Here is a 19,947-nt window from a genome sequence, read left to right as displayed (position 1 = left end):
CCTGGACCTTGCTGCTCGACCACACGATCGAGGTCCGCGGCGAACGGCACCAGGGAATCCGGAAGATCCGCGAGCAGCTCGAGTACTGGGGCCCGCGGGAGTGAGCGGTGAGCGCACTGCGGATCGCGCTCCTGACCTACCGCGGAAACCCGCGCAGCGGCGGTCAGGGCGTGTACGTCCGGCATCTGGGCCGCGAACTCGCCGCGCTGGGGCATCGCGTCGAGGTGCTGTCCGGGCCGCCCTATCCGGAGGTCGATGACGGCGTGCGATTGACGAAGCTCCCCGGGCTCGACCTGTTCGCGGAGCCGAATCCCTTCCGGACACCGCGGCCTCGGGAGCTGCGCGATCTGCCGTCGTGGGTGGAGTTCCTCGGCATGCGCCGTGGCGGCTTCCCCGAACCTCTCGCGTTCTCCCTGCGTGCCGCCCGCCATCTCGCGAAACGCCGGGACGAATTCGACATCGTCCACGACAACCAGGGACTCGGCTACGGCATGCTCCACTGTGGACTGCCGACGGTCGCCACGATCCACCATCCCATCGCCGTGGACCGTGCCTTGAAGCTCGCCACCGTCACCGGGCGAGAAGCGGCGCGGGTCAAGCGGTGGTACGGGTTCGTCGACATGCAACACCGCGTCGCACGGCGGCTGCCCACGCTGACGGTGTCGTGGGCATCCCGTGCGGCCATCAGCCGGGAAATGGGCGTACCGGACGACCGGATCCACGTCGTCCCGCTCGCCGCGGACACCCGGATCTTCCGGCCGCGGCCCGAAATCCGGCGGGTCCCTGGCCGGGTCGTGGCCGTCGCCAGCGCGGACGAACCGTTGAAGGGCCTCGAACACCTTCTGGCGGCGTGGGAACGGATCGACGGTGAACTGGTGATCGTCGGCAAGCCGAAACCGGACGGCCCGGCGGCGCGGGCACTCACCCGGCTCGACCCCGGTGCCAAGGTCCGTTTCGTCACCGGGCTGACCGATGACGAACTCGCACGGTTGCTCTGTTCGGCCGAAATCGCTTGTGTGCCCTCACTGTTCGAAGGGTTCTCCCTGCCGGCCGCCGAGGCGATGGCCTGCGGAACACCGGTCGTCGCGACGACCGGTGGGGCGCTTCCCGAGGTCGTGGGTGACGCGGGAATCCTGGTCCCGCCGGGCGATGTACCGGCGCTCGCGGAGGCGATCATCAAAGTCCTCGGCGACGACCACCTGCGCGCCGACCTCGCGGACCGCGGCCTGGAAACGGCGGGGGCGCTGAGCTGGCGACGCACCGCCGAGGAGACCGCCGCGCACTACCTGCGTGTCCTCGGCCGGGAGCGTGCGGGGTGCTGACCGTCGATTTCGGCCGGTTCCCCGTCGGCAACGGGGACCGGGTGCTCGACCTCGGCTGCGGGGACGGCAGGCACGCCTATGAAGCGTACAAACACGGCGCGGACGTGGTCGCCGCCGATCTCGACGACGCCGCGCTGAAACAGGTGCGGGACATGTTCGCCAATCTCGCGGAGGCGGGTGAGGCTCCCGCCACCGCTTCGGCGGTGGCGGTCCGCGCGGACGGCCACCGGCTCCCGTTCCCGGACGGTGCCTTCACCCGGGTGATCGTGGCGGAGACGCTGGAGCACATCCATGCCGACCGTGCCGTGCTCGCGGAAGTGAGCCGGGTTCTGGCACCCGGCGGCCTGGTGGTGGCGACCGTGCCGCGCTGGTGGCCGGAGCGGATCTGCTGGCTGCTTTCCGACGAGTACCACGAGGTCGAAGGTGGGCACATCCGCGTCTACCGGCGCGGCGAGCTGCTCGGACGGCTGCGGGAAGCGGGCCTGCGACCGATCGGCACCCACCACGCGCATGCCTTGCATTCGCCCTACTGGTGGCTGAAATGCGCGGTCGGTCCCGATACCGATCACCGGCTTTGCGCCCTGTACCACCGTTTTCTGGTGTGGGACATCATGCGCAGCCCACGTCCGGTCAGGTTCGCCGAACGTGCGCTGAACCCTGTGCTCGGCAAAAGTCTCGTCGTCTACGCCCGTAAATCGTGAAGGCCACCGCGGCCACGATCGCCGCCGTACAGCGCCCGGACGGCGCGATCCCCTGGCAGGCGGGCGGCCATCTCGATCCCTGGAACCACATCGAAGCCGCGATGGGCTTGGACGTGGCGGGGCTGTACACGGAGGCCGAAGCCGCCTACGACTGGCTCCTGCGGAACCAGCGCCCCGACGGCTCCTGGGCAGCCGAGTATCGCGACGGCGAACCCACTCTGTCCACTATGGACACGAATTTCACCGCATACGTGGCCGTTGGCGTCCGGCATCATTTTCTCCGGCGCGAAAACCACTCGTTCGGGGAACGTCTGTGGCCCGCCGTCGAACGCGCGCTCGACGCGGTCGTGAGCCGGCAGCAACCGTCGGGTGCCATCGCCTGGCGGGCCGATCCCGAAGTTCGCCTGGTCGCCGGGTGCAGCAGCATCCACCACGCGCTGACACAGGCGATCGCGCTCGCGTCGGCGATGGGCCTGCGGCGTCCGCACTGGGAGGACGCGGCACGACGGTTGCGCGCGGCCCTCGTCGAGCAGCCGCGGCTCTTCACGGAGAAACCGCACGCGATGGATTGGTACTACCCGGTTCTGGGCTCTGTGATGACCGGATCCGACGCGCTGGCGCGGATCGACGCCGGGTGGAGCCGGTTCGTCGAACCGGGCTTCGGAGTGCGCTGCGTCCATCACGAGCCGTGGGCGACCGGCGGCGAGACGGCCGAACTGGCACTCACCCTCGCCAGCCGAGGCGAGCGCGCCCGGGCAGCCGAACTCCTGGGCGGCATCGCACGGCTCCGGCACGACGACGGCTCGTACTGGACCGGCTACCAGTTCACGGACGAGGAGTTCTGGCCGGACGAACGCACCACCTGGACCGCGGGTGCCGTCCTTCTGGCCACCGCCGCGGTGCAAGGCGACGCGGCCACGTGCGCGGTCTTCGGCGAGCCACGCAATTAGTCCCCTAGTCGCGTGCGCAACCAGGGGACTAATTGCGGAGGGGTCAGGCTTCGTCGTCTTCTTCCAGCATGTCCGGCGTCACGGCGGATTCGGTGTCCGGGATGCCTTGTTCCTTCGCCTTCTTGTCGGCCATCGCCAGGAGACGGCGAATCCGGCCGGCGACGGCGTCCTTGGTCATCTGCGGGTCGGAGAGCTGGCCCAGTTCCTCGAGCGAGGCCTGCCGGTTCGACAGCCGCAGTTTGCCCGCGGCGAGCAGGTGATCCGGGGCGGACTCGCCGAGGATGTCCAGCGCCCGCTCGACCCTGGCCGCCGCCGCGACGGCCGCGCGGGCCGAACGCCGCAGGTTGGCGTCGTCGAAGTTCGCGAGCCGGTTCGCGGTGGCCCGCACCTCGCGACGCATCCGCCGCTCTTCCCACGCGAGCACACTCGTGTGCGCGCCAAGGCGGGTCAGCAGGGCACCGATGGCGTCACCGTCACGCACCACGACGCGGTCCGCGCCGCGGACCTCACGCGACTTCGCCTGGATGCCCATCCGCCGGGCGGCACCGACGAGCGCCAGCGCGGCTTCGGGTCCGGGGCAGGTGACTTCGAGCGACGACGAACGGCCGGGTTCGGTGAGCGAACCGTGTGCCAGGAACGCGCCACGCCAGGCGGCTTCCGCGTCGGCGACACCACCGGACACGACGGCGGCGGGCAGCCCGCGCACCGGACGGCCACGCTGGTCGATCAGGCCGGTCTGCCGGGCGAGGCCCTCGCCGTCCTTGACCACCCGTACGACGTACCGCGTCCCCTTGCGCAGCCCGCTCGACGAGATGACGTGGACGTCGGACTGGTGTCCGTACAGCTCGTGGATCTCCTTACGCAGCCGCCTCGCCACCGAACCGGTGTCGAGTTCGGCCTCCACCACGACGCGGCCGGCCACGATGTGCAGCCCTCCCGCGAATCGCAGCATCGACGCGACCTCCGCGCGGCGCGGGCCGATCTTGGTGATCTCCAGCCGGCTCAGCTCGTCCTTCACGGCGGCGGTCATCGCCATCGCTGCCCCTCCATACCTTCAGCTCCTCCCCCGGTGAGACCGAGAGCGTCCCGCATACAGCCCGCGAGCGCATCAGGATCATGCCGCCCCGTCACGACCGGGTCAGCCACCGCCCCCAGCAACGCCTGCGCGCCGAGTCTCCCGGCCGCCTCCCGCAACCGGGCTGGTGAGGGCACTGAGTCCCGGTCCGCGATGACCGCGTCCACCCGCAGTTCCGGGGCGTGTTCGAAGAGTACGTCCAAATGCTTCTCCGGAGAGAATCCCGCCGTCTCCCCCGGTTGGGGGATCAGATTGAGGATGACGACCTTCGTGGCGTCCGTCCGGAGCAGCGCGTCGTGCAGATCCGGCACCAGCAGATGCGGCAGCACGCTGGTGAACCACGACCCCGGACCGAGGAACACGACGTCCGCGTCGAGCACGGCTTCGATCGCCTCGGGGCACCCCCGCGGCGGCCGGTCGGCCTGACCGGTCGGGTGCAGACTGATCCGGTGCACCTGTCCCGGTGTCGTCGCCACCGCCACCTGACCGCGGATCCGCCGGAGCGCTTCGGGATTCTCGGCGTCCAGACCCGAAACCTCACCTTGGATTTCCAGCGGTTCGGGTGACATCGGCAGGACCCGGCCGGAGATGCCCATGAGCCTGCTCGCCTCGTCGAGCGCGGCGACCGGATCACCGAGCACCTCGAACAGCCCGGCCAGCAACAGGTTCCCGACCGCGTGCCCGGCGAGCGCGCCGTCGCCGCCGAAGCGGTGCTGGAACACCTCCGCCCACAGGATTCCGCCGTCTTCGGCGGCGAACGCGGCGAACGCCTGCCGCAGGTCGCCCGGCGGCAACAGCCCCAGTTCCCGGCGGAGCCTGCCGGACGAGCCCCCGTCGTCCGCGACGGTGACCACGGCGGTGACCTGCGAGGTCACCCGGCGCAACGCGGTGAGGGTGGCGTGCAGGCCGTGCCCGCCACCCAGTGCGACCGCGCGCAGGTCGCTACTCGCGGCCAAGGTCGCGGTGCACCACCTTCACGGCCATACCGTCCTCATTGGACAGACGCTGGGCGAGCTCCTCGGAAATGGCGACACTGCGGTGCTTTCCGCCCGTGCAGCCGACGGCCAGCGTCAGGTACCGCTTGCCCTCGCGCTTGTAGCCCGCGCCGATCAGGCGCAGCAGCTGGTGGTAGCGGTCGAGGAACTCGTCCGCGCCTTCCTGGCTGAGCACGTAGTTGCGGACCTCGCCCTCGAGACCGGTGTGGTCGCGCAGTTCCGGGATCCAGAATGGGTTCGGCAGGAACCGGACGTCCATCACCAGGTCCGCGTCCATCGGCAGGCCGTACTTGTAGCCGAACGAGAGCACGGTGACGCGGGTCTGCGTACTGGCCTCGGAACCGAACGCGTCCTCGATCTTGGCGCGCAGGTCGTGCACCGAGAGCGACGACGTGTCGAGCACGAGATCGGCCTCGTCCCGCAACGGCTCCAGGAGCGTGCGCTCGGCGGTGATGCCGTCGGCGAGCCTGCCGTCGCCCTGCATCGGGTGCCCGCGGCGAACGGCCTCGAACCGGCGCACCAGCACCGCGTCGGTCGCCTGCAGGAACAGCACGCGCGGCTTGTACCCGCGGGCGTCGAGGTCCTTGATGACCGACGCCAGGTCGTCGGTGAACGCGCGCGAGCGCACGTCCATCACGACCGCGACCTTGGTGATCGCGCCGCGCGCCTGCGCGCCGAGCTCGACCATGGTGGCGATCAGTTCGGGCGGCAGGTTGTCCACCACGAACCAGCCCAGGTCCTCCAGGCATTTCGCGGCGGTACTGCGGCCCGCCCCGGACAGCCCGGAGACGACCGCGACCTCCATTCCGGAACCGCGGCCTTCTTCTTGCGCACTCACGATGGTCCTTTCCCCGATCACGTACTGGACTCCCCTGTAGTCGCGGGTTCCCCTGCGAGCGCCGCGACGACCGCCTCCGCGGTGCGCCTGCCGAAGCCGGGCACCGCCTCGATCTCCTCGATCCTTGCTTCGCGGAGTTTCCGCACCGAGCCGAAATGCTTGATCAGCGCGGTACGCCGAGCCTGCCCCAGTCCGGGCACACCGTCCAATGCGGACACCTGCATCCGCTTGGACCGCTTCTCCCGGTGGTACCGGATGGCGAACCGGTGCGCCTCGTCGCGAAGCCGCTGGAGCAGATACAACGCGTCGGAGGTGCGCGGCAGGATCACCGGATCGGGATCGCCCGGCAGCCACACCTCCTCCAGTCGCTTCGCCAGGCCGATCACGGCCAGGTCGGTGATGCCGAGTTCCGAGAGCACGTCCGCGGCCGCGGTGGCCTGCGGGCCCGCACCGTCGACGACGAGCAGGTTCGGCGCGTAGGCGAACTTGCGCGGCTTGCCGGTCTCCGGGTCGATGCCCGGGCGGTCCGGGTCGACTGGCGCGTCTTCGGCCGTTTCCTTGAGATAGCGGGAAAAACGGCGGCGGACGACCTCGGCGATCGACGCGACGTCGCCTTCCTCCGCGGCCTCGCGCAGCGCGAACCGCCGATACTCGGACTTGCGCGGGATGCCGTCCTCGAACACGACGAGCGACGCGACCACGTCACTGCCCTGGATGTGGCTGATGTCGACACATTCGATACGCAGCGGTGCGGTGTCCAGCGCCAGGTAGTCCTGTAGTTCCGCCAAAGCCGCCGACCGCGCGGTGAGGTCACCGGCTCGGCGCAGTTTGTGCTGGGTGAAGGCCTCGCCGGCGTTGCGTGTCACCGTCTCCGCGAGCGCGCGTTTGTCGCCGCGCTGCGGCACCCGCAGGCTCACTCTCGACCCGCGCAGCCCGGAAAGCCACTCGCCCACCGCTTCGGCGTCGGCGGGCAGTTCGGGGACGAGCACCTCACGCGGCACCGGCGACCCGAGGTCGGGGTCGTCCGCACGTTCGGCCTCTTCGCCGTAGAACTGCGTGAGGAAGTGGTCGACGAGGTCCTTGACGTCCATCTCCTCGGCCTTGTCGATCACCCACCCGCGCTGGCCGCGGACCCGGCCGCCGCGCACGTGGAAGACCTGGACCGCGGCTTCGAGTTCGTCGTGGGCGAAGGCGACGACGTCGGCGTCCGTGCCGTCGCCGAGCACCACCGCCTGCTTCTCCATCGCGCGCCGGAGCGCGCCGAGGTCGTCACGCAGCCGGGCCGCGCGCTCGAACTCCAGCTCTTCGGACGCGGCCGCCATTTCCTGTTCGAGGCGGCGGATCAGCGCGTCGGTGCGGCCGGCGAGGAAGTCACAGAAGTCCTCGACGATCGCGCGATGCTCGTCGGCGGAGACCTTTCCGACGCACGGCGCGGAGCATTTGCCGATGTAGCCGAGCAGGCAGGGCCTGCCGATCTGGCCGTGCCGTTTGAAGACCCCGGTCGTGCAGGTGCGCGCCGGGAAGACCCGCAACAGCAGGTCGAGCGTCTCGCGGATGGCCCAAGCATGCGCGTACGGCCCGAAGTACCGCACGCCCTTCTTGCGCGCGCCGCGGTAGACGTGCAGCCGCGGGAACTCCTCGTTCATCGTGACGGCGAGGACCGGGTAGCTCTTGTCGTCGCGGTAACGGACGTTGAACCGAGGGTCGAACTCCTTGATCCAGTTGTACTCGAGCTGGAGCGCCTCGACCTCGGTGCCCACGACGGTCCACTCGACGCTCGCCGCCGTCGTCACCATCTGGCGCGTGCGCGGGTGCAAGCCGGTGATGTCGGCGAAGTAGGAGTTCAGCCGGCTGCGGAGGCTTTTCGCCTTGCCGACGTAGATGACCCTCTTCGTGGCGTCACGAAATTTGTACACGCCAGGGGCGTCCGGGATGCTCCCCGGCGAGGGACGGTAGGTGGTCGGGTCAGCCACGTCGCCAAGCCTATGGGGCACCACCGACAGTCTTACGAGCCCCCATGCTCTAGCACTCGTCCGGGTGGCGACTACCACGATGCGGTCCGTATTTCACTACGTATACCGACCTAAGTCGGATATTCGGCCGGACCCGACGTTCGTTGGTTCCTAGCGGGTGAACCGGGTGATTACTTTCCGTCCCAGTTCCATTTCACTCGGTTCTTCGTCAGTTGACGCTCGAAAGGACTCCTGCACCGTGAGCCGTCTTCGCACGCTGGGCGCCGCCACCCTCGCCGCCGCAGCCCTCACCATGACCGCCGGAGCGGTCGCCTCCGCGGGCACCCCCACCGGCGTCCAGCCGAACATCGTGGGCGGCGGCACCGCCCCCACCGTGAGCTGGGGCGCCCAGGTCTACGTCAACACCCCGGGCCGTCAGTGGGACGGCTTCAACTGCTCCGGCAGCGTCATCGCGCAGCGCTGGGTGCTGACCGCCAAGCACTGCCTCGACTCCGACGGCAGCGGCATGCGGGTCCGCGTCGGCAGCAACCAGCTGCAGGGCGGCCGCGTGATCGCCGTCGACCGCAAGGTGTCCTCGCCGGCGGGCTCCGACATCTCGCTGCTGCACCTGGCCTCCGACGCCGGCGTCACGCCGATCACGCTGGCCAACTCGAACCCGTCGGTCGGCAGCACGAACCAGCTCTACGGCTGGGGCCGTGAGACCCCGACCGGCCCGCCCGCCTCGGCGCTGAAGGTGGCCAACGTCCGCGTCAGCGGCAGCTCGCGCGACGCCTACGGCGGCCCGGCCATCCAGAGCGTCGGCATCAACGGCTCGGCGTGGAAGGGCGACTCGGGCGGCCCCCAGGTCTCCAACGGCGTCCAGGTCGGTGTCGCTTCGACCGTGCAGAACCAGAGCGGCTCGAACATCCGCGGCACCAACAACTACGGCAGCGTCGCTTCGGCCCGCTCCTGGATCCGTACGACCGCCGGGGTCTGACCTCACACCCCGGTGGGGCCCCTCCGAGACGCGACCCGTCTCGGAGGGGCCCTTTCGCGTCAGGGTGTCGGTGGGATGTGGGACGCTCGCGGGCATGCGGATCGCGACCTGGAACGTGAACTCGATCGGGCCCCGGTTGCCGAGGGTGGTGGACTGGCTCGGCTCGGTGCAACCGGACGTGCTGTGCCTGCAAGAACTCAAATGCGGCACGGATGCCTTCCCGTTCGACGCCGTACGGGAGGCGGGCTACGAGACGGCCGCGTACGGCATCGGGCGCTGGAACGGCGTCGCCATCGTGTCCCGCGTCGGGCTGGAGGACGTGACACGCGGGCTCACCGGCGAGCCCACCTTCGAGGACAAGACCGACGCGCGGGCCATCGGCGCCACCTGCGGCGGGGTGCGGCTGTGGTCGGTGTACGTGCCCAACGGGCGGGAGCTGGAGAACCCGCACTACAACTACAAACTCGCCTGGCTCTCGGCGCTGGAGGCGACGGTGCGCGAGGAGCAGACGCGCGGCCTGCCGTTCGCGGTACTCGGCGACTTCAACATCGCGCCGACCGACGCGGACGTCTGGGACATCGGCGTGTTCGCCGAATCGACACACGTGACCGAGCCGGAGCGGAAGGCCCTGGCCGCGCTGCGCGACCTCGGGCTGTCCGACGTGTTCCCGCGGCCGCTGAAGTACGACCACCCGTTCACGTACTGGGACTACCGGGCCGGGAACTTCCCGAACAACAAGGGAATGCGGATCGACCTCGTCTACGCCGACACCCGTGTCGCGGGTGGGGTGACGGATTCCTATGTGGACCGTGACGCGCGGAAGGGGAAGGGGCCCTCGGACCACGCGCCGATCGTGGTGGACTTCGAGCTTTAGGCGGGTTGGGCTGCGCGCCCTGAAGTACATGAAGGCCCCCTTCCTTGCGCCTAGCGCAAGGAAGGGGGCCTTCATGTACTGGGGAAGGTGTGGCTGGTGGTGCTGATGGTGACGTTCCAGGTCCGCGAAGGCCTCCTTCACTACTTTGAGGGTAGGGAAGGAGTCCTTCACGGCCTTCGGATCTGCGGCAACGAAACCTCCGGACGCCATGAACGGCCCGTTACTTGCAAATTTTGCAAGTAACGGGCCGTTCATGGCATTGGAGAGTCAGCCGTTCCAGGCCGCCTTGTGCAGCCGCCGCAGCGCCCGCACCGCGTCCACCGCCCGTTCCCGGTCCACCGCCTGCACGGCCATGACCGAGTAGTACTCGTCGTCCGGCAGTTCCAGCCGCGCCCACGAAGCGCCGTCGGGGAAGCTCACCGAAAGCACTTCGCTCCACGCGAACTTCTTGGTCATCAGCACGTTCCGGACCTCGATGCCGTCGGCGTCGGCCTTCACGCGCGCGGTCGCGAACAGCATCGTGCCCGCCGCGAGCAGGATCCCGATGCCGATCATCGCCGCCTGGTCGGACGGCTGGAAGATCACGCCGGTGTCCGAGCCGCGCAGCAGCACCGCGACGACCACGAACGTCGCCAGCAGGAACACCGCCAGCACGGAGCACATCACCAGGGCACGGCGAGGCCGCACCACCACGACCTCGGACTCTGTCATCACATCCGCCTCGACGCTCACACGAAGCCCCGCTCGGTCCACGGCTGGCGAAGGTTCCGCAGCGCGTGCGCGGCGTCCAGCGCGGCGACGGTCGCTTCGTAGCCCTTGTCCTCGATGGAGTCCGGCAGACCGGACCGGTCGAGGGCCTGCTGTTCGGTGTCGCAGGTGAGCACACCGTTGCCGACCGGGGTGCTCTCGTCGAGCGCCACCCTGGTCAGGCCCGCGGTGACCGCGTCGCAGACGTACTCGAAGTGCGGGGTCCCGCCCCGGATGACCACGCCCAGCGCGACGACCGCGTCGTGCGTGCGGGCCAGTGCCTGCGCGGCGACGGGCAGTTCGACAGCGCCCGCGACGCGCACGACCGTCGGCTCCTCCTCCAGGTCGGCCACCTTGGCCGCCTCGAGGGCGCGTTCCAGCAGGGCGCTCGTGATCTTCGTGTGCCAGCGCGTGGCCACGATCCCGAGCCGGATGTTCTTACAGTCGGACAGGTCGAGTTCGACGTCCGGACGGCCCTCGCCGCTCACCGCGTGCCACCTCCGTTGCCCTGGTCGACTTCGGCGCCGACCTGGTCGAAATGCTCCAGCTGGGACAGGTCGTGCCCCATCCGGTCCCGCTTCGTCTTGAGGTAGCGCAGGTTCTCCGGGTTCGGCGAGATCGGCAGCGACACCCGGCCGCTGACGCGCAGGCCGTAGCCCTCCAGCCCGACGCGCTTGGCGGGGTTGTTCGTCAGCAGCCGCATCGAGCGGACGCCGAGGTCGCACAGGATCTGCGCGCCGGTGCCGTAGTCGCGCGCGTCGGCGGGGACGCCGAGCTGCAGGTTCGCGTCGACGGTGTCCGCGCCCGCGTCCTGCAGCTGGTAGGCCTGCAGTTTGTGCAGCAGCCCGATGCCCCGGCCCTCGTGGCCGCGGATGTAGAGCACGACGCCGCGGCCTTCCTTGGCGACGGCTTCGAGCGCCGCCTCCAGCTGCGGGCCGCAGTCGCAGCGCAGCGAGCCGAAGACGTCACCGGTGAGGCATTCCGAGTGCACGCGCACCAGGATGTCCTCACCGTCGCCGATCTCGCCGTAGACGAACGCGATGTGCTCGATGCCGTCGAGCAGGCTGTCGTAGCCGACCGCGCGGAACGTGCCCGCCGAAAGCGGGATACGGGCTTCGGCGACCCGCTCGACCTGCTTCTCGGTGCGGCGCCGGTACGCGATCAGGTCGGCGATGGTGATCATCTTGAGGTCGTGGTCCGCGGCGAAGACCTCGAGTTCGTCGCGGCGGGCCATGTCGCCCTCGTCCTTCTGCGACACGATCTCGCAGAGCACGCCGGACGGCGAAAGCCCGGCGAGGCGGGCCAGGTCGACGGAGGCTTCGGTGTGCCCGGGGCGCCGCAGGACGCCGCCCTGCTTGGCGCGCAGCGGGACCACGTGGCCGGGACGCCGGAAGTCCGACGCCGTGGACGCCGGGTCGGCGAGCAGGCGGACGGTGTGCGACCGGTCGGCCGCGGAGATGCCGGTGGTGATGCCCTCGGCGGCGTCGACCGTGACGCTGTACGCGGTACCGCGCTGGTCCTGGTTCGTGTGGTACATCGGCGGCAGATCGAGCCGGTCCGCCTCGGCCTCGGTCAGCGCCACGCAGACGTATCCCGAGGTGTAGCGCACCATGAAGGCCATCAGTTCGGGCGTGGCCTTCTCCGCCGCGAAGATCAGGTCGCCTTCGTTCTCGCGGTCCTCGTCGTCCACCACGACGACCGGACGGCCCGCCTTGATGTCGGCGATCGCCGCCTCGATGGCTTCGGCGTTCACGGCCACCCCGCCTCCACAGGGGGTCAGATCCGCCGACCCCGGAATCGCACTCGTCTCGGTCACGCCCGCTCCTCCGTACCGCCATTGTCCCCCTGCGCGCGCAGGTGCGGCATGGTCAGCTTCTCGACGTACTTGGCGACCACGTCGACCTCGAGATTCACCAGGTCGCCCGGCTGGTTACGGCCGAGGGTGGTCAATTCGAGAGTGGTCGGGATCAAGGCGACGGCGAACTCCTCGTCGGTCACCGAAGCGACCGTGAGGGAGATGCCGTCGACCGCGATCGACCCCTTCTCGACCACGTACCTGGCCAGTTTCCCCGGCAGGGCGAACGTGGTCAGGCCCTGTTCGTCCCGCTTGAGGAAGACGCCGGTGCCGTCCACGTGGCCCTGCATGATGTGCCCGCCGAGCCTGCCGCCCGCCGGCGTCGCGCGTTCCAGGTTGACGACGTCGCCGACGTTCACCTTCGCGAGGCTGGAGCGTTGCAGGGTTTCGTGCACGACATCGACGGTAAACTCACCGCCCGCCACCGCGACCACGGTGAGGCACACGCCACTCACCGCGATGGAGTCGCCGTGGCCGGCGTCGCTGGTCACCAGCGGCCCCCGCACGGTCAGCCGCGCGGCGTTCGGGACCTGCTCGACCGCGGTGACCTCGCCGAGTTCCTCGACAATGCCGGTGAACACTCCTGCTGCCCTCCTCCTGGGTCGCACCGCCGCTGGAAACGGTGCTCCCCTCATCCAACACCCATCGGGACCGATTCCTTCTCCTGGCCCGATGGCGGCCCAGGAGCCAGGATCAGCCGCGGACGCGGGCCGCCTGCTCGCGCAGCGCCGCGACCGCCTTACCAGGGTCTTCGGCGCCGTAGACGGCGGAACCGGCGACGAAGCAGTCCACCCCGGCCTCGGCGGCCCGCTCGATGGTGTCGGCGTTGATCCCGCCGTCGATCTCGACGACGAGCTTGAGGTGACCGGTGTCGACCAGGCGCCGCGCGGTGCGCACCTTGTCGAGGACACCCTCGATGAACGACTGGCCGCCGAAGCCGGGCTCGACCGACATCACCAGCAGCGTGTCGTAGTGCTTGAGGGTGTCGAGGTGGTCTTCGATCGGGGTGTTCGGCTTGATCGACAGACCGGCCTTCGCCCCGGCGGCACGGAGGTTCTTCGCCAGCGCGACAGGGTCGTGCGCCGCCTCGACGTGCACGGTGACGTTGTAGGCGCCCGCCTCGGCGTACCCGATGGCCCACTTGTCGGGGTTCTCGATCATCAGGTGGCAGTCGATCGGGACGTCGGTGGCCTTGATCAGCGACTGCACGACGGGCAGGCCCAGCGTCAGGTTCGGGACGAAGTGCGCGTCCATGACGTCGACGTGGACCCAGTCCGCGCGAGTGTCCCCCTCCCCCGCGACGGCGCGGATCTCGTCGCCGAGCCGGGCGAAGTCCGCGGAGAGGATGCTGGGTGCGATCAAAGGTCGGTGAGCCACGCGCCCGAGTGTAGGAGGACGCCGCTAACGCCCGCTAACCGGCTGTGACCGCCGCCGGAGGCCTTGAGGATGATGTGAAATGGCACCGCAGTGGGAGGTGCGCGCACGCGGCGCCGAATAGCGTTCCCGTCATGGTCAACCCCTTGAAACCCCTGGTGCGGATCGGCAGCTATCGGAGTGTGCCGTTCGGACTCCTCGGCATGGCACTCACGGCGATCCCGTTCCCGATCGCGCTCATCCCCGCCATCCTCATCCCGGGTGACGTGAGGGTGAAGATGGTCTACGGCATGCTCGCCATGGGCGTGCTGGTCGCGCTGGCAGGCTTGCCGGGACCGATGCGGCGGGTCGGTATCTGGTTCTCCAACCAGATGCTGGGCACCCGGATCGCGCAGCCCCCGCCGAACACGAAGGTCGCCTGGGCGGAGCGCTGGCGCTCGGTCGTCTGGCTGCTTGTGCACACCGGACTCGGCTGGGTGCTGTTCGGTCTCGGCAGCTTCTTGATGATCGGCTTCGTGTTCGCCGTGGTGTGGGCGGGTGGCGGCGGCAGCCCCATCGAGTTCTTCGGGGAACGGGTGACGATCGAAGCCGGCGCCGCGGGGCTGTGGACGTTGCCGATCGCGCTGATCACGCTGGTCGTCATCGCATACGTCCTCACCGGGTTCACCAAGCTCTTCCAGTACAGCGCGGTCGCGCTGCTCGGGCCGTCCGCCGCGGAACGCGTCGCCGCGGCCGAGGTTCGGGCGAACCACTTCGAGCAGCGCAACCGATTGGCCCGTGAGCTGCACGACTCGATCGGCCACACCCTGACGACGTCGACCATCCAGGCCGCCGCGGCCGCCGAACTGGTCGATTCCGAACCGCAGCTGGTGCGCAAGGCACTGGGCACCATCGAGGAATCGTCCCGGGCGGCACTCGAAGACCTCGACCACGTCCTCGGCCTGCTGCGCGAGGACCGGTCGTCCCGCGAGCCCGAACGACGCCTCATCGAGGCCGCGACACTGGCCGAACGGGCGCGTTCCGGCGGCGCGGTGATCGACTACGAGCTGACCGGCCCGGCCGCCGAACTGCCCGCGACCCTTTCGCGGGAGGGGTACCGGATCGTCCAAGAAGGACTGACGAACGCGTTGCGGCACGCGCATCCCGGGCCGGTGACCGTCCGGGTCGCGGTGCTGGCGGACGCGTTGCGGATCGAGATCGTGAACCCGCTCATGGAGATGGCCGCCACGTCGGATCGCGGTGGCAACGGGTTGCCAGGCCTGACCGAACGCGTCGAGGCGCTGCGTGGCGAACTCATCGCGGGGCCCGCCATCGACGGGGAACCGCTGTGGCGACTGGTGACCACGATCCCGCTACGGTCGCACTCATGACATTGCGCGTCCTGATCGTCGACGACGAACCGTTGCTGCGCGCCGGATTGCGTTCGCTGCTGGAGAACCAGCCCGATCTGACCGTGGTCGGCGAGGCGGGCGACGGCGGCGAGGTGGTGAGCCTGGTCCGGCGCACGCATCCCGACGTGGTCCTGATGGACGTCCGGATGCCCGGCGTGGACGGGATCGAGGCGACCCGGCGGGTGCTGGCCGAAATCCCCGACCCGCCGAAGGTCCTCGTGATCACGACGTTCGACAACGACGACTACGTCTACGACGCGCTGCTGGCCGGCGCGAGCGGGTTCCTGCTGAAGCGGGCGCGCAAGGAGGAGTTCGCGCACGCCATCCGGACCATCGCCGCCGGGGAGACGCTGCTCTTCCCGGACGCCATCCGGCGGATGGTCACCGCGCGCCCGGCGGCGTCGGGACTCGCGCCCCAGCCGTCGTCGTTGACGAAACGGGAGACCGAAGTACTGCGGCTCATCGCCACCGGAATGTCCAATATGGACATAGCGGCCGATCTGGTCATCAGTCTCGAAACCGTCAAAACCCATGTGGGCAACATCTTCGGGAAACTGGGCGCGGCGAACCGAAGCCAGGCAGTCGTGTTCGCTTACGAGACCGGGATCGTCGCACCGGGCCACAGCCTGCGCTAGCGGTGCCCGGGGCCGAAGGGGACTGCCCTGATCCCCAAGAATCCCACGGGACCTAGGGCAGAGCCGAGGGTGGGGCAGGCCCCCGTTGAGGGGTGGGGGCCTGCCCCATGGCCGCCCGATCGCGGCCTCCCTAACTTTGAATCATGCGGAAAACCTTGCCAGGTAAGAAGATCGTCGCCATCGGCTCGCTGATCGCGCTGCTGGCCACCACCACCGCCGCACCGGCGCTCGCCGTGACCAAACCGCACGACGAAGTCGACAAGGCACTGAAAACGCTGGTGCAGGACGGTGTCCCCGGCGCGCAGGCGACGGTGACGAGCGCGTCCGGGCGGACATGGTCGGAGCGCGAGGGCGTCGGAAACATCGAGACCGGGACCCCGTTCCCGCGCGGCTCGAAGTTCCGGGCGGCCAGCGTCACCAAGACCTTCGTCGCCGTCGTGGTGCTACAACTGGTCGCCGAGGGGAAAGTCCGGCTGGACACGCCGATCGACCGGTATCTGCCCGGTCTCGTGCGCGGGAACGGCAACGACGGCACCAAGATCACCGTCCGGCAGTTGCTCCAGCACACCAGCGGGCTCTACAACTATGTCCGGGATCTCGACATCGACGAGTGGCGGCACCGCGGTGCCGAACCAGAGGAATTGGTCGCGATCGGCCTCGCGCATCCGCCGGAGTTCCAGCCGGGCGCGAAGTGGTCCTACTCCAACACGAACTACGTGATCGCCGGGATGCTCATCGAGAAGCTCACCGGCCGCTCGGTCGCCACCGAGATCCGGAGCAGGATCGCCAAACCGCTCGGCCTGCGCGACACCTACCTGCCGCTGCGAGGCGACGAGAGCCTGCCGTCCCCGCACCCCCGGGGCTACGCGCCGGGTCTCGTCGACTTCACCGAGTTCGATCCCTCGGCCGCCGGGGCTTCCGGTGGGATCATTTCGACCGCCGAGGACCTGAACCGCTTCTACGGCGCGGTCACCGACGGCCGTCTCCTGCCGCGTGCCCAGCAGGCGGAGTTGCAGCGGACGGTGCCCGCCGACCTGGGCATCCCCGGCGCCGCGTACGGGCTCGGGATCGCGTCCGTGCCGTTGTCCTGCGGCGGGACTTTCTGGGGCCACGGCGGGAACATCGTCGGCTTCGCGAACATCTCGGGCGCGGTTCCGCACGGCAGGCGGGTGAACGTCGTCGCCAACATGGACCCGCTGCCGGACGGGGCGTCCGCGCATCTCGCGGCCGCCCTCGACACGGCGTTCTGCGCTCGCTAAGGGAGCAGATCCAGCACGGAAGTCCAAGGCGCTTCCGGAGTGAGCCTCGCGGTGGTGACTCCGACGGAGGCGAGGGTGTCGAGATGGCGTTGCCACGCCGGATGGTGCACCCGCGTGTCCTGGATCTGATAGCCGAGCACGATCGTGATCCCTGGCGTGCCGAGGACGTCGCCGAGCAGGGTCAGCGCCTGGTTGTCGGCGATGCCCAGCGCGAGTTTCGCCACGGAGTTCGCGGACGCGGGCGCGAACAGGAACACCGTGGGATCCGGATGCGGGCGGGGTTCGCCCGGCAGCCGGGAGGTGCTGCGGACCGGCAGATCGGTGACCTTCTCCAGGTCACCGATCCCGCCGGTCTTCTCCAGCCAGCGGGCCGCGGTCGGGGTCAGCGTGATCGCGAGTTCCCAGCCGCGGTCCGCGGCCGGTTCCGCGAGCTGCGCGGCGAACCGGGTGTCCAGTCCGCCGCACGAGCTCGCGACCAGGCCGAGGACCTTGCTCACCCGGCGGAATCCGGCTTCCGCAGGACGGCGCAGAACATCGCGTCCGTGCCGTGGCGGTGCGGCCACAGCTGGACGTACGGGCCGTCGCCGAGCTGCGGGACGCCGGGGAAGAACTCCCGGGCGTCGACGATCTCGGCGCCGGCGCGGCGCGCGGTCTCCCCCACGACGCCTTCGGTCTCGGCCAGATGCGGCGAGCAGACGACGTAGGTCACGATGCCGCCGGGGCGGACCAGGTCCAGCGCCGCGGTGATCAGCTGGCCCTGCAGTTTCGTCAGGTCCGAGATGTCGCTGGGCTGACGGCGCCAGCGCGCTTCCGGACGGCGGCGCAGCGAGCCGAGGCCACTGCACGGCGCGTCGACAAGGACACGGTCGTAGCCCGGCTCGAGGCCGCTCTCGCGGCCGTCGGCGACGTGGATGGTCACCGGAAGCCCCTGGACGGCGTTCTCGATCAGCTTCGCGCGGTGCGGCGCCTTCTCGACGGCGTCGACTGTCGCGCCGCTGATCGCCGCCAGCGCGCCCAGCAGCGCGGCCTTGCCACCCGGCCCGGCGCACAGGTCCAGCCAGCGCTCGTCGGAGCCGGTGAGCGGGACCTTGGTGACGGCGACGGCGCACAGCTGGCTGCCCTCGTCCTGCACGGCGGCCAGCTTTTCCTTGATCGGCTCGATGTCGCCGGGGTCGCCGGAGCCCGCGGGCATCCGGACGCCGTAGGGCGAATACGGGGCCTCGTCGCCGCCGGTGATGGCGGCCAGCTCGTCGGCACTGATCTCGCCGGGACGGGCGACCAGGTGCACGTCGGGGCGGTCGTCGTCGGCCTCGAGAGCCGCCTTCAGCTCGGGTCCCTTGTCCCCCAGCGCTTCCGCGAACGACCGCGCGACCCAGCGGGGGTGCGCCGTCCGCAGCGCGTAGGCGCCGATCGGGTCCACGGCCTCGTCGGGGGCCAGTTCGTTCAGCCAGGTCTCTTCGTCCTTTTCGGACACCGAGCGCAGCACCGCGTTGACGAAACCCGCGATCCAGGAACCGACTTCGGCGCGGACGAGGTCCACAGTGGACCCGACGGCGGCGTGCTCGGGAATACGGGTGCGCAGCAGCTGGTACGCGCCGAGGCGCAGGCCGTCCAGCACCACGGCATCGACCTTGGCCAGCGGGCGGTCGACGAGGCAGGCCTCGATGACGGCGTCCAGCATGCCGACCGCGCGGCAGGTCCCGTAGGTCAGTTCGGTGGCCAGCGCCGCGTCACGGCCGGAGATCCGGCGGTTGCGCAGCAGTTGCGGCAGCACCAAGTTCGCGTACGCGTCGTCTTCACGGACGGCGCGCAGGACGTCGAAGGCGACCTGGCGGGCCGGGTCGATCTGCGGCGGGCGGCTGGGCCCTTCCTTACGCGGGGCCGGACGGCCTCGCTCCGGCCTCGACGGCCGACGTTCCCTACGCTCGTTCACTGCAGGCGCTCTCCTTGTTCGATCCTCGTACCGCGCGCCCAGTCGGTGGCCGCCATCCGCTTCTTCCCCTGCGCCTGCACTTCGCCCAGCCGCACCGGTTTCGACGCCGTGCCGACCAGGACCCGCTTGCGCTCCACGACCAGTTCGCCCGGCGGGGGCCCCGGTTCGTCGACGACCGTCACCGCGCCGAGCTTCAGCCGCTCGCCCCGGAACTCCGCCCACGCGCCCGGTTCCGGGCTGACCGCGCGGATCTGCCGGTCGACCGCGGCGGCCGGGTCGGCGAACGACACGCGTGCGTCCTCGACGGTCACCTTGGGCGCGTAACTCACGCCGTCACCGGTCTGCTCGACCGCGCGCAGCGTGCCGTCGGCGATTCCGTCCATCGTGGACACGAGCAGCTTCGCCCCGGACTCCGACAACCGGCCGAGCAGTTCCCCGGCGGTGTCGGTGGCGGTGATCTGCTCGGTGATCACGCCGTAGACCGGGCCCGCGTCGAGTTCCTTGACGATGCGGAACGTCGAGGCGCCGGTGATCTCGTCCCCGGCGCGGATCGCGGCCTGGACCGGCGCGGCGCCGCGCCACGCGGGCAGCAGCGAGAAGTGCAGGTTGACCCAGCCGTGCTTCGGGATGTCCAACGCGGCCTGGGGCAGCAACGCCCCGTACGCGACGACAGGGCACGCGTCGGGGGCGATCTCCGCGAGCCGGGCGAGGAACGCGGGGTCACTCGCCTTCGGCGGGGTCAGCACCTCGATCCCGTGCTCGTCGGCCAGCGCGCCGATCGGGGACCGCACGACATGACGGCCACGGCCCGCCTGCGCGTCCGGACGGGTCACGACGGCGACGACCTCGTGCTGCTCGGACGCGAGGAGCGCGCGCAGCGACGGGACGGCGGGTTCGGGAGTACCGGCGAAGACGAGGCGCATCAACGCACCTCCACCGGGGGGACGGGTACCTCTGACTGGGCGAACATCGCCGCTCAGTCTAGAAGGGCCCCGCTCACCCGGCGCGCTCGCTGTCCCTGTGCTGCGTGGCCGCCTGCAATGAAGGGG

20 protein-coding genes are annotated in these 19,947 nt (G+C 70.0%); 8 read left to right on the top strand and 12 right to left on the bottom strand.

Going from position 1 to position 19,947, the window contains the following annotated elements:
- Positions 1-107: 107 nt before the first annotated feature.
- Genes ACLARN_RS17455 through ACLARN_RS17445 form a run of 3 tightly spaced genes read left to right on the top strand, consistent with a single transcriptional unit; the run spans position 108 to position 2,973 of the window.
- Positions 108-1,322: a glycosyltransferase family 4 protein gene (locus ACLARN_RS17455; RefSeq protein WP_409492463.1), complete on the top strand. Its 1,215-nt coding sequence runs from the start codon at positions 108-110 to the stop codon at positions 1,320-1,322.
- A complete protein-coding gene (locus ACLARN_RS17450) occupies positions 1,316-2,023 on the top strand; it encodes a class I SAM-dependent methyltransferase (RefSeq protein WP_409492462.1) in 708 nt (235 codons plus the stop codon). The genes ACLARN_RS17455 and ACLARN_RS17450 overlap by 7 nt, the downstream gene beginning before the upstream one ends.
- On the top strand, positions 2,020-2,973 hold the full coding sequence (locus ACLARN_RS17445; RefSeq protein WP_409492461.1) for a prenyltransferase: 954 nt from the start codon (positions 2,020-2,022) through the stop codon (positions 2,971-2,973). The genes ACLARN_RS17450 and ACLARN_RS17445 overlap by 4 nt, the downstream gene beginning before the upstream one ends.
- A gap of 43 nt (positions 2,974-3,016) precedes the next feature.
- Here the strand turns inward: ACLARN_RS17445 and whiA are convergent, their stop codons facing one another.
- From whiA to uvrC, 4 genes are read right to left on the bottom strand one after another with little or no spacing between them, the layout of a single operon-like run.
- Complete coding sequence (whiA, locus tag ACLARN_RS17440) at positions 3,017-4,009, bottom strand: DNA-binding protein WhiA (RefSeq protein ID WP_409492460.1); 993 nt, start codon at positions 4,007-4,009, stop codon at positions 3,017-3,019.
- Complete coding sequence (gene yvcK, locus ACLARN_RS17435) at positions 4,000-4,986, bottom strand: uridine diphosphate-N-acetylglucosamine-binding protein YvcK (protein ID WP_409492612.1); 987 nt, start codon at positions 4,984-4,986, stop codon at positions 4,000-4,002. Before yvcK ends, whiA begins: the two co-directional genes overlap by 10 nt.
- A 4-nt stretch (positions 4,987-4,990) precedes the next feature.
- A complete protein-coding gene (gene rapZ / locus ACLARN_RS17430) occupies positions 4,991-5,848 on the bottom strand; it encodes an RNase adapter RapZ (protein WP_409492611.1) in 858 nt (285 codons plus the stop codon).
- Between the two features lie 50 nt (positions 5,849-5,898).
- The gene (uvrC, locus tag ACLARN_RS17425; RefSeq protein ID WP_409492459.1) at positions 5,899-7,854 is read right to left on the bottom strand and encodes an excinuclease ABC subunit UvrC; all 1,956 of its coding nucleotides are present in this window, start codon (positions 7,852-7,854) and stop codon (positions 5,899-5,901) included.
- 238 nt (positions 7,855-8,092) lie between these two features.
- On the opposite strand from uvrC, the gene ACLARN_RS17420 reads away from it, so the two are divergent.
- Both ACLARN_RS17420 and ACLARN_RS17415 read left to right on the top strand, forming a co-directional pair.
- The gene (locus ACLARN_RS17420) at positions 8,093-8,830 is read left to right on the top strand and encodes a S1 family peptidase (RefSeq protein ID WP_409492458.1); all 738 of its coding nucleotides are present in this window, start codon (positions 8,093-8,095) and stop codon (positions 8,828-8,830) included.
- A 94-nt stretch (positions 8,831-8,924) separates the two neighbouring features.
- A complete protein-coding gene (locus ACLARN_RS17415; RefSeq protein ID WP_409492457.1) occupies positions 8,925-9,704 on the top strand; it encodes an exodeoxyribonuclease III in 780 nt (259 codons plus the stop codon).
- A gap of 267 nt (positions 9,705-9,971) precedes the next feature.
- Here the strand turns inward: ACLARN_RS17415 and ACLARN_RS17410 are convergent, their stop codons facing one another.
- From ACLARN_RS17410 to rpe, 5 genes are all read right to left on the bottom strand, one after another.
- On the bottom strand, positions 9,972-10,415 hold the full coding sequence (locus tag ACLARN_RS17410) for a PH domain-containing protein (RefSeq protein ID WP_409492456.1): 444 nt from the start codon (positions 10,413-10,415) through the stop codon (positions 9,972-9,974).
- Positions 10,416-10,432: 17 nt separating this feature from the next.
- On the bottom strand, positions 10,433-10,939 hold the full coding sequence (gene ribH / locus ACLARN_RS17405; protein ID WP_409492455.1) for a 6,7-dimethyl-8-ribityllumazine synthase: 507 nt from the start codon (positions 10,937-10,939) through the stop codon (positions 10,433-10,435).
- Positions 10,936-12,210, bottom strand: coding sequence for a bifunctional 3,4-dihydroxy-2-butanone-4-phosphate synthase/GTP cyclohydrolase II (locus ACLARN_RS17400; protein ID WP_409492610.1), 1,275 nt, complete (start codon positions 12,208-12,210; stop codon positions 10,936-10,938). The genes ribH and ACLARN_RS17400 overlap by 4 nt, the downstream gene beginning before the upstream one ends.
- Before the next feature lie 53 nt (positions 12,211-12,263).
- Entirely contained in the window at positions 12,264-12,887 is a 624-nt protein-coding gene (locus ACLARN_RS17395; RefSeq protein ID WP_409492454.1) for a riboflavin synthase, read from the bottom strand.
- Positions 12,888-12,999: 112 nt separating this feature from the next.
- Positions 13,000-13,668, bottom strand: a complete 669-nt coding sequence (gene rpe / locus ACLARN_RS17390) for a ribulose-phosphate 3-epimerase (RefSeq protein ID WP_409492609.1) — start codon at positions 13,666-13,668, stop codon at positions 13,000-13,002.
- A gap of 146 nt (positions 13,669-13,814) precedes the next feature.
- On the opposite strand from rpe, the gene ACLARN_RS17385 reads away from it, so the two are divergent.
- From ACLARN_RS17385 to ACLARN_RS17375, 3 genes are all read left to right on the top strand, one after another.
- Complete coding sequence (locus ACLARN_RS17385) at positions 13,815-15,050, top strand: sensor histidine kinase (RefSeq protein WP_409492453.1); 1,236 nt, start codon at positions 13,815-13,817, stop codon at positions 15,048-15,050.
- Positions 15,047-15,706: a response regulator gene (locus ACLARN_RS17380; protein WP_409492452.1), complete on the top strand. Its 660-nt coding sequence runs from the start codon at positions 15,047-15,049 to the stop codon at positions 15,704-15,706. Before ACLARN_RS17385 ends, ACLARN_RS17380 begins: the two co-directional genes overlap by 4 nt.
- Before the next feature lie 143 nt (positions 15,707-15,849).
- Complete coding sequence (locus ACLARN_RS17375; protein WP_409492451.1) at positions 15,850-16,965, top strand: serine hydrolase domain-containing protein; 1,116 nt, start codon at positions 15,850-15,852, stop codon at positions 16,963-16,965.
- Here ACLARN_RS17375 and ACLARN_RS17370 read toward each other — a convergent pair.
- From ACLARN_RS17370 to fmt, 3 genes are read right to left on the bottom strand one after another with little or no spacing between them, the layout of a single operon-like run.
- Complete coding sequence (locus tag ACLARN_RS17370; RefSeq protein ID WP_409492450.1) at positions 16,962-17,462, bottom strand: flavoprotein; 501 nt, start codon at positions 17,460-17,462, stop codon at positions 16,962-16,964. The two genes, ACLARN_RS17375 and ACLARN_RS17370, sit on opposite strands and share 4 nt — an antisense overlap.
- Entirely contained in the window at positions 17,459-18,898 is a 1,440-nt protein-coding gene (locus ACLARN_RS17365) for an RsmB/NOP family class I SAM-dependent RNA methyltransferase (RefSeq protein ID WP_409492449.1), read from the bottom strand. The genes ACLARN_RS17370 and ACLARN_RS17365 overlap by 4 nt, the downstream gene beginning before the upstream one ends.
- On the bottom strand, positions 18,895-19,821 hold the full coding sequence (gene fmt / locus ACLARN_RS17360; protein WP_409492448.1) for a methionyl-tRNA formyltransferase: 927 nt from the start codon (positions 19,819-19,821) through the stop codon (positions 18,895-18,897). The genes ACLARN_RS17365 and fmt overlap by 4 nt, the downstream gene beginning before the upstream one ends.
- Positions 19,822-19,947: the final 126 nt, after the last annotated feature.

This window comes from Amycolatopsis sp. cmx-11-12, from assembly GCF_046269425.1.
Taxonomy (GTDB): Bacteria; Actinomycetota; Actinomycetes; order Mycobacteriales; family Pseudonocardiaceae; genus Amycolatopsis.
The sequence above is the reverse complement of the archived record's forward strand: the minus strand, read 5'-3'. Positions and strand labels throughout refer to the sequence as shown.

Coding starts and splice junctions, on each gene's coding strand:
- fmt (WP_409492448.1), bottom strand. CDS start 19,821: ATGCGCCTCGTCTTCGCCGGTACTCCCGAACCCGCCGTCCCGTCGCTG.
- ACLARN_RS17410 (WP_409492456.1), bottom strand. CDS start 10,415: ATGACAGAGTCCGAGGTCGTGGTGGTGCGGCCTCGCCGTGCCCTGGTG.
- ACLARN_RS17385 (WP_409492453.1), top strand. CDS start 13,815: ATGGTCAACCCCTTGAAACCCCTGGTGCGGATCGGCAGCTATCGGAGT.
- ACLARN_RS17375 (WP_409492451.1), top strand. CDS start 15,850: ATGCGGAAAACCTTGCCAGGTAAGAAGATCGTCGCCATCGGCTCGCTG.
- ACLARN_RS17380 (WP_409492452.1), top strand. CDS start 15,047: ATGACATTGCGCGTCCTGATCGTCGACGACGAACCGTTGCTGCGCGCC.
- rapZ (WP_409492611.1), bottom strand. CDS start 5,848: ATGGAGGTCGCGGTCGTCTCCGGGCTGTCCGGGGCGGGCCGCAGTACC.
- whiA (WP_409492460.1), bottom strand. CDS start 4,009: ATGGCGATGACCGCCGCCGTGAAGGACGAGCTGAGCCGGCTGGAGATC.
- ACLARN_RS17415 (WP_409492457.1), top strand. CDS start 8,925: ATGCGGATCGCGACCTGGAACGTGAACTCGATCGGGCCCCGGTTGCCG.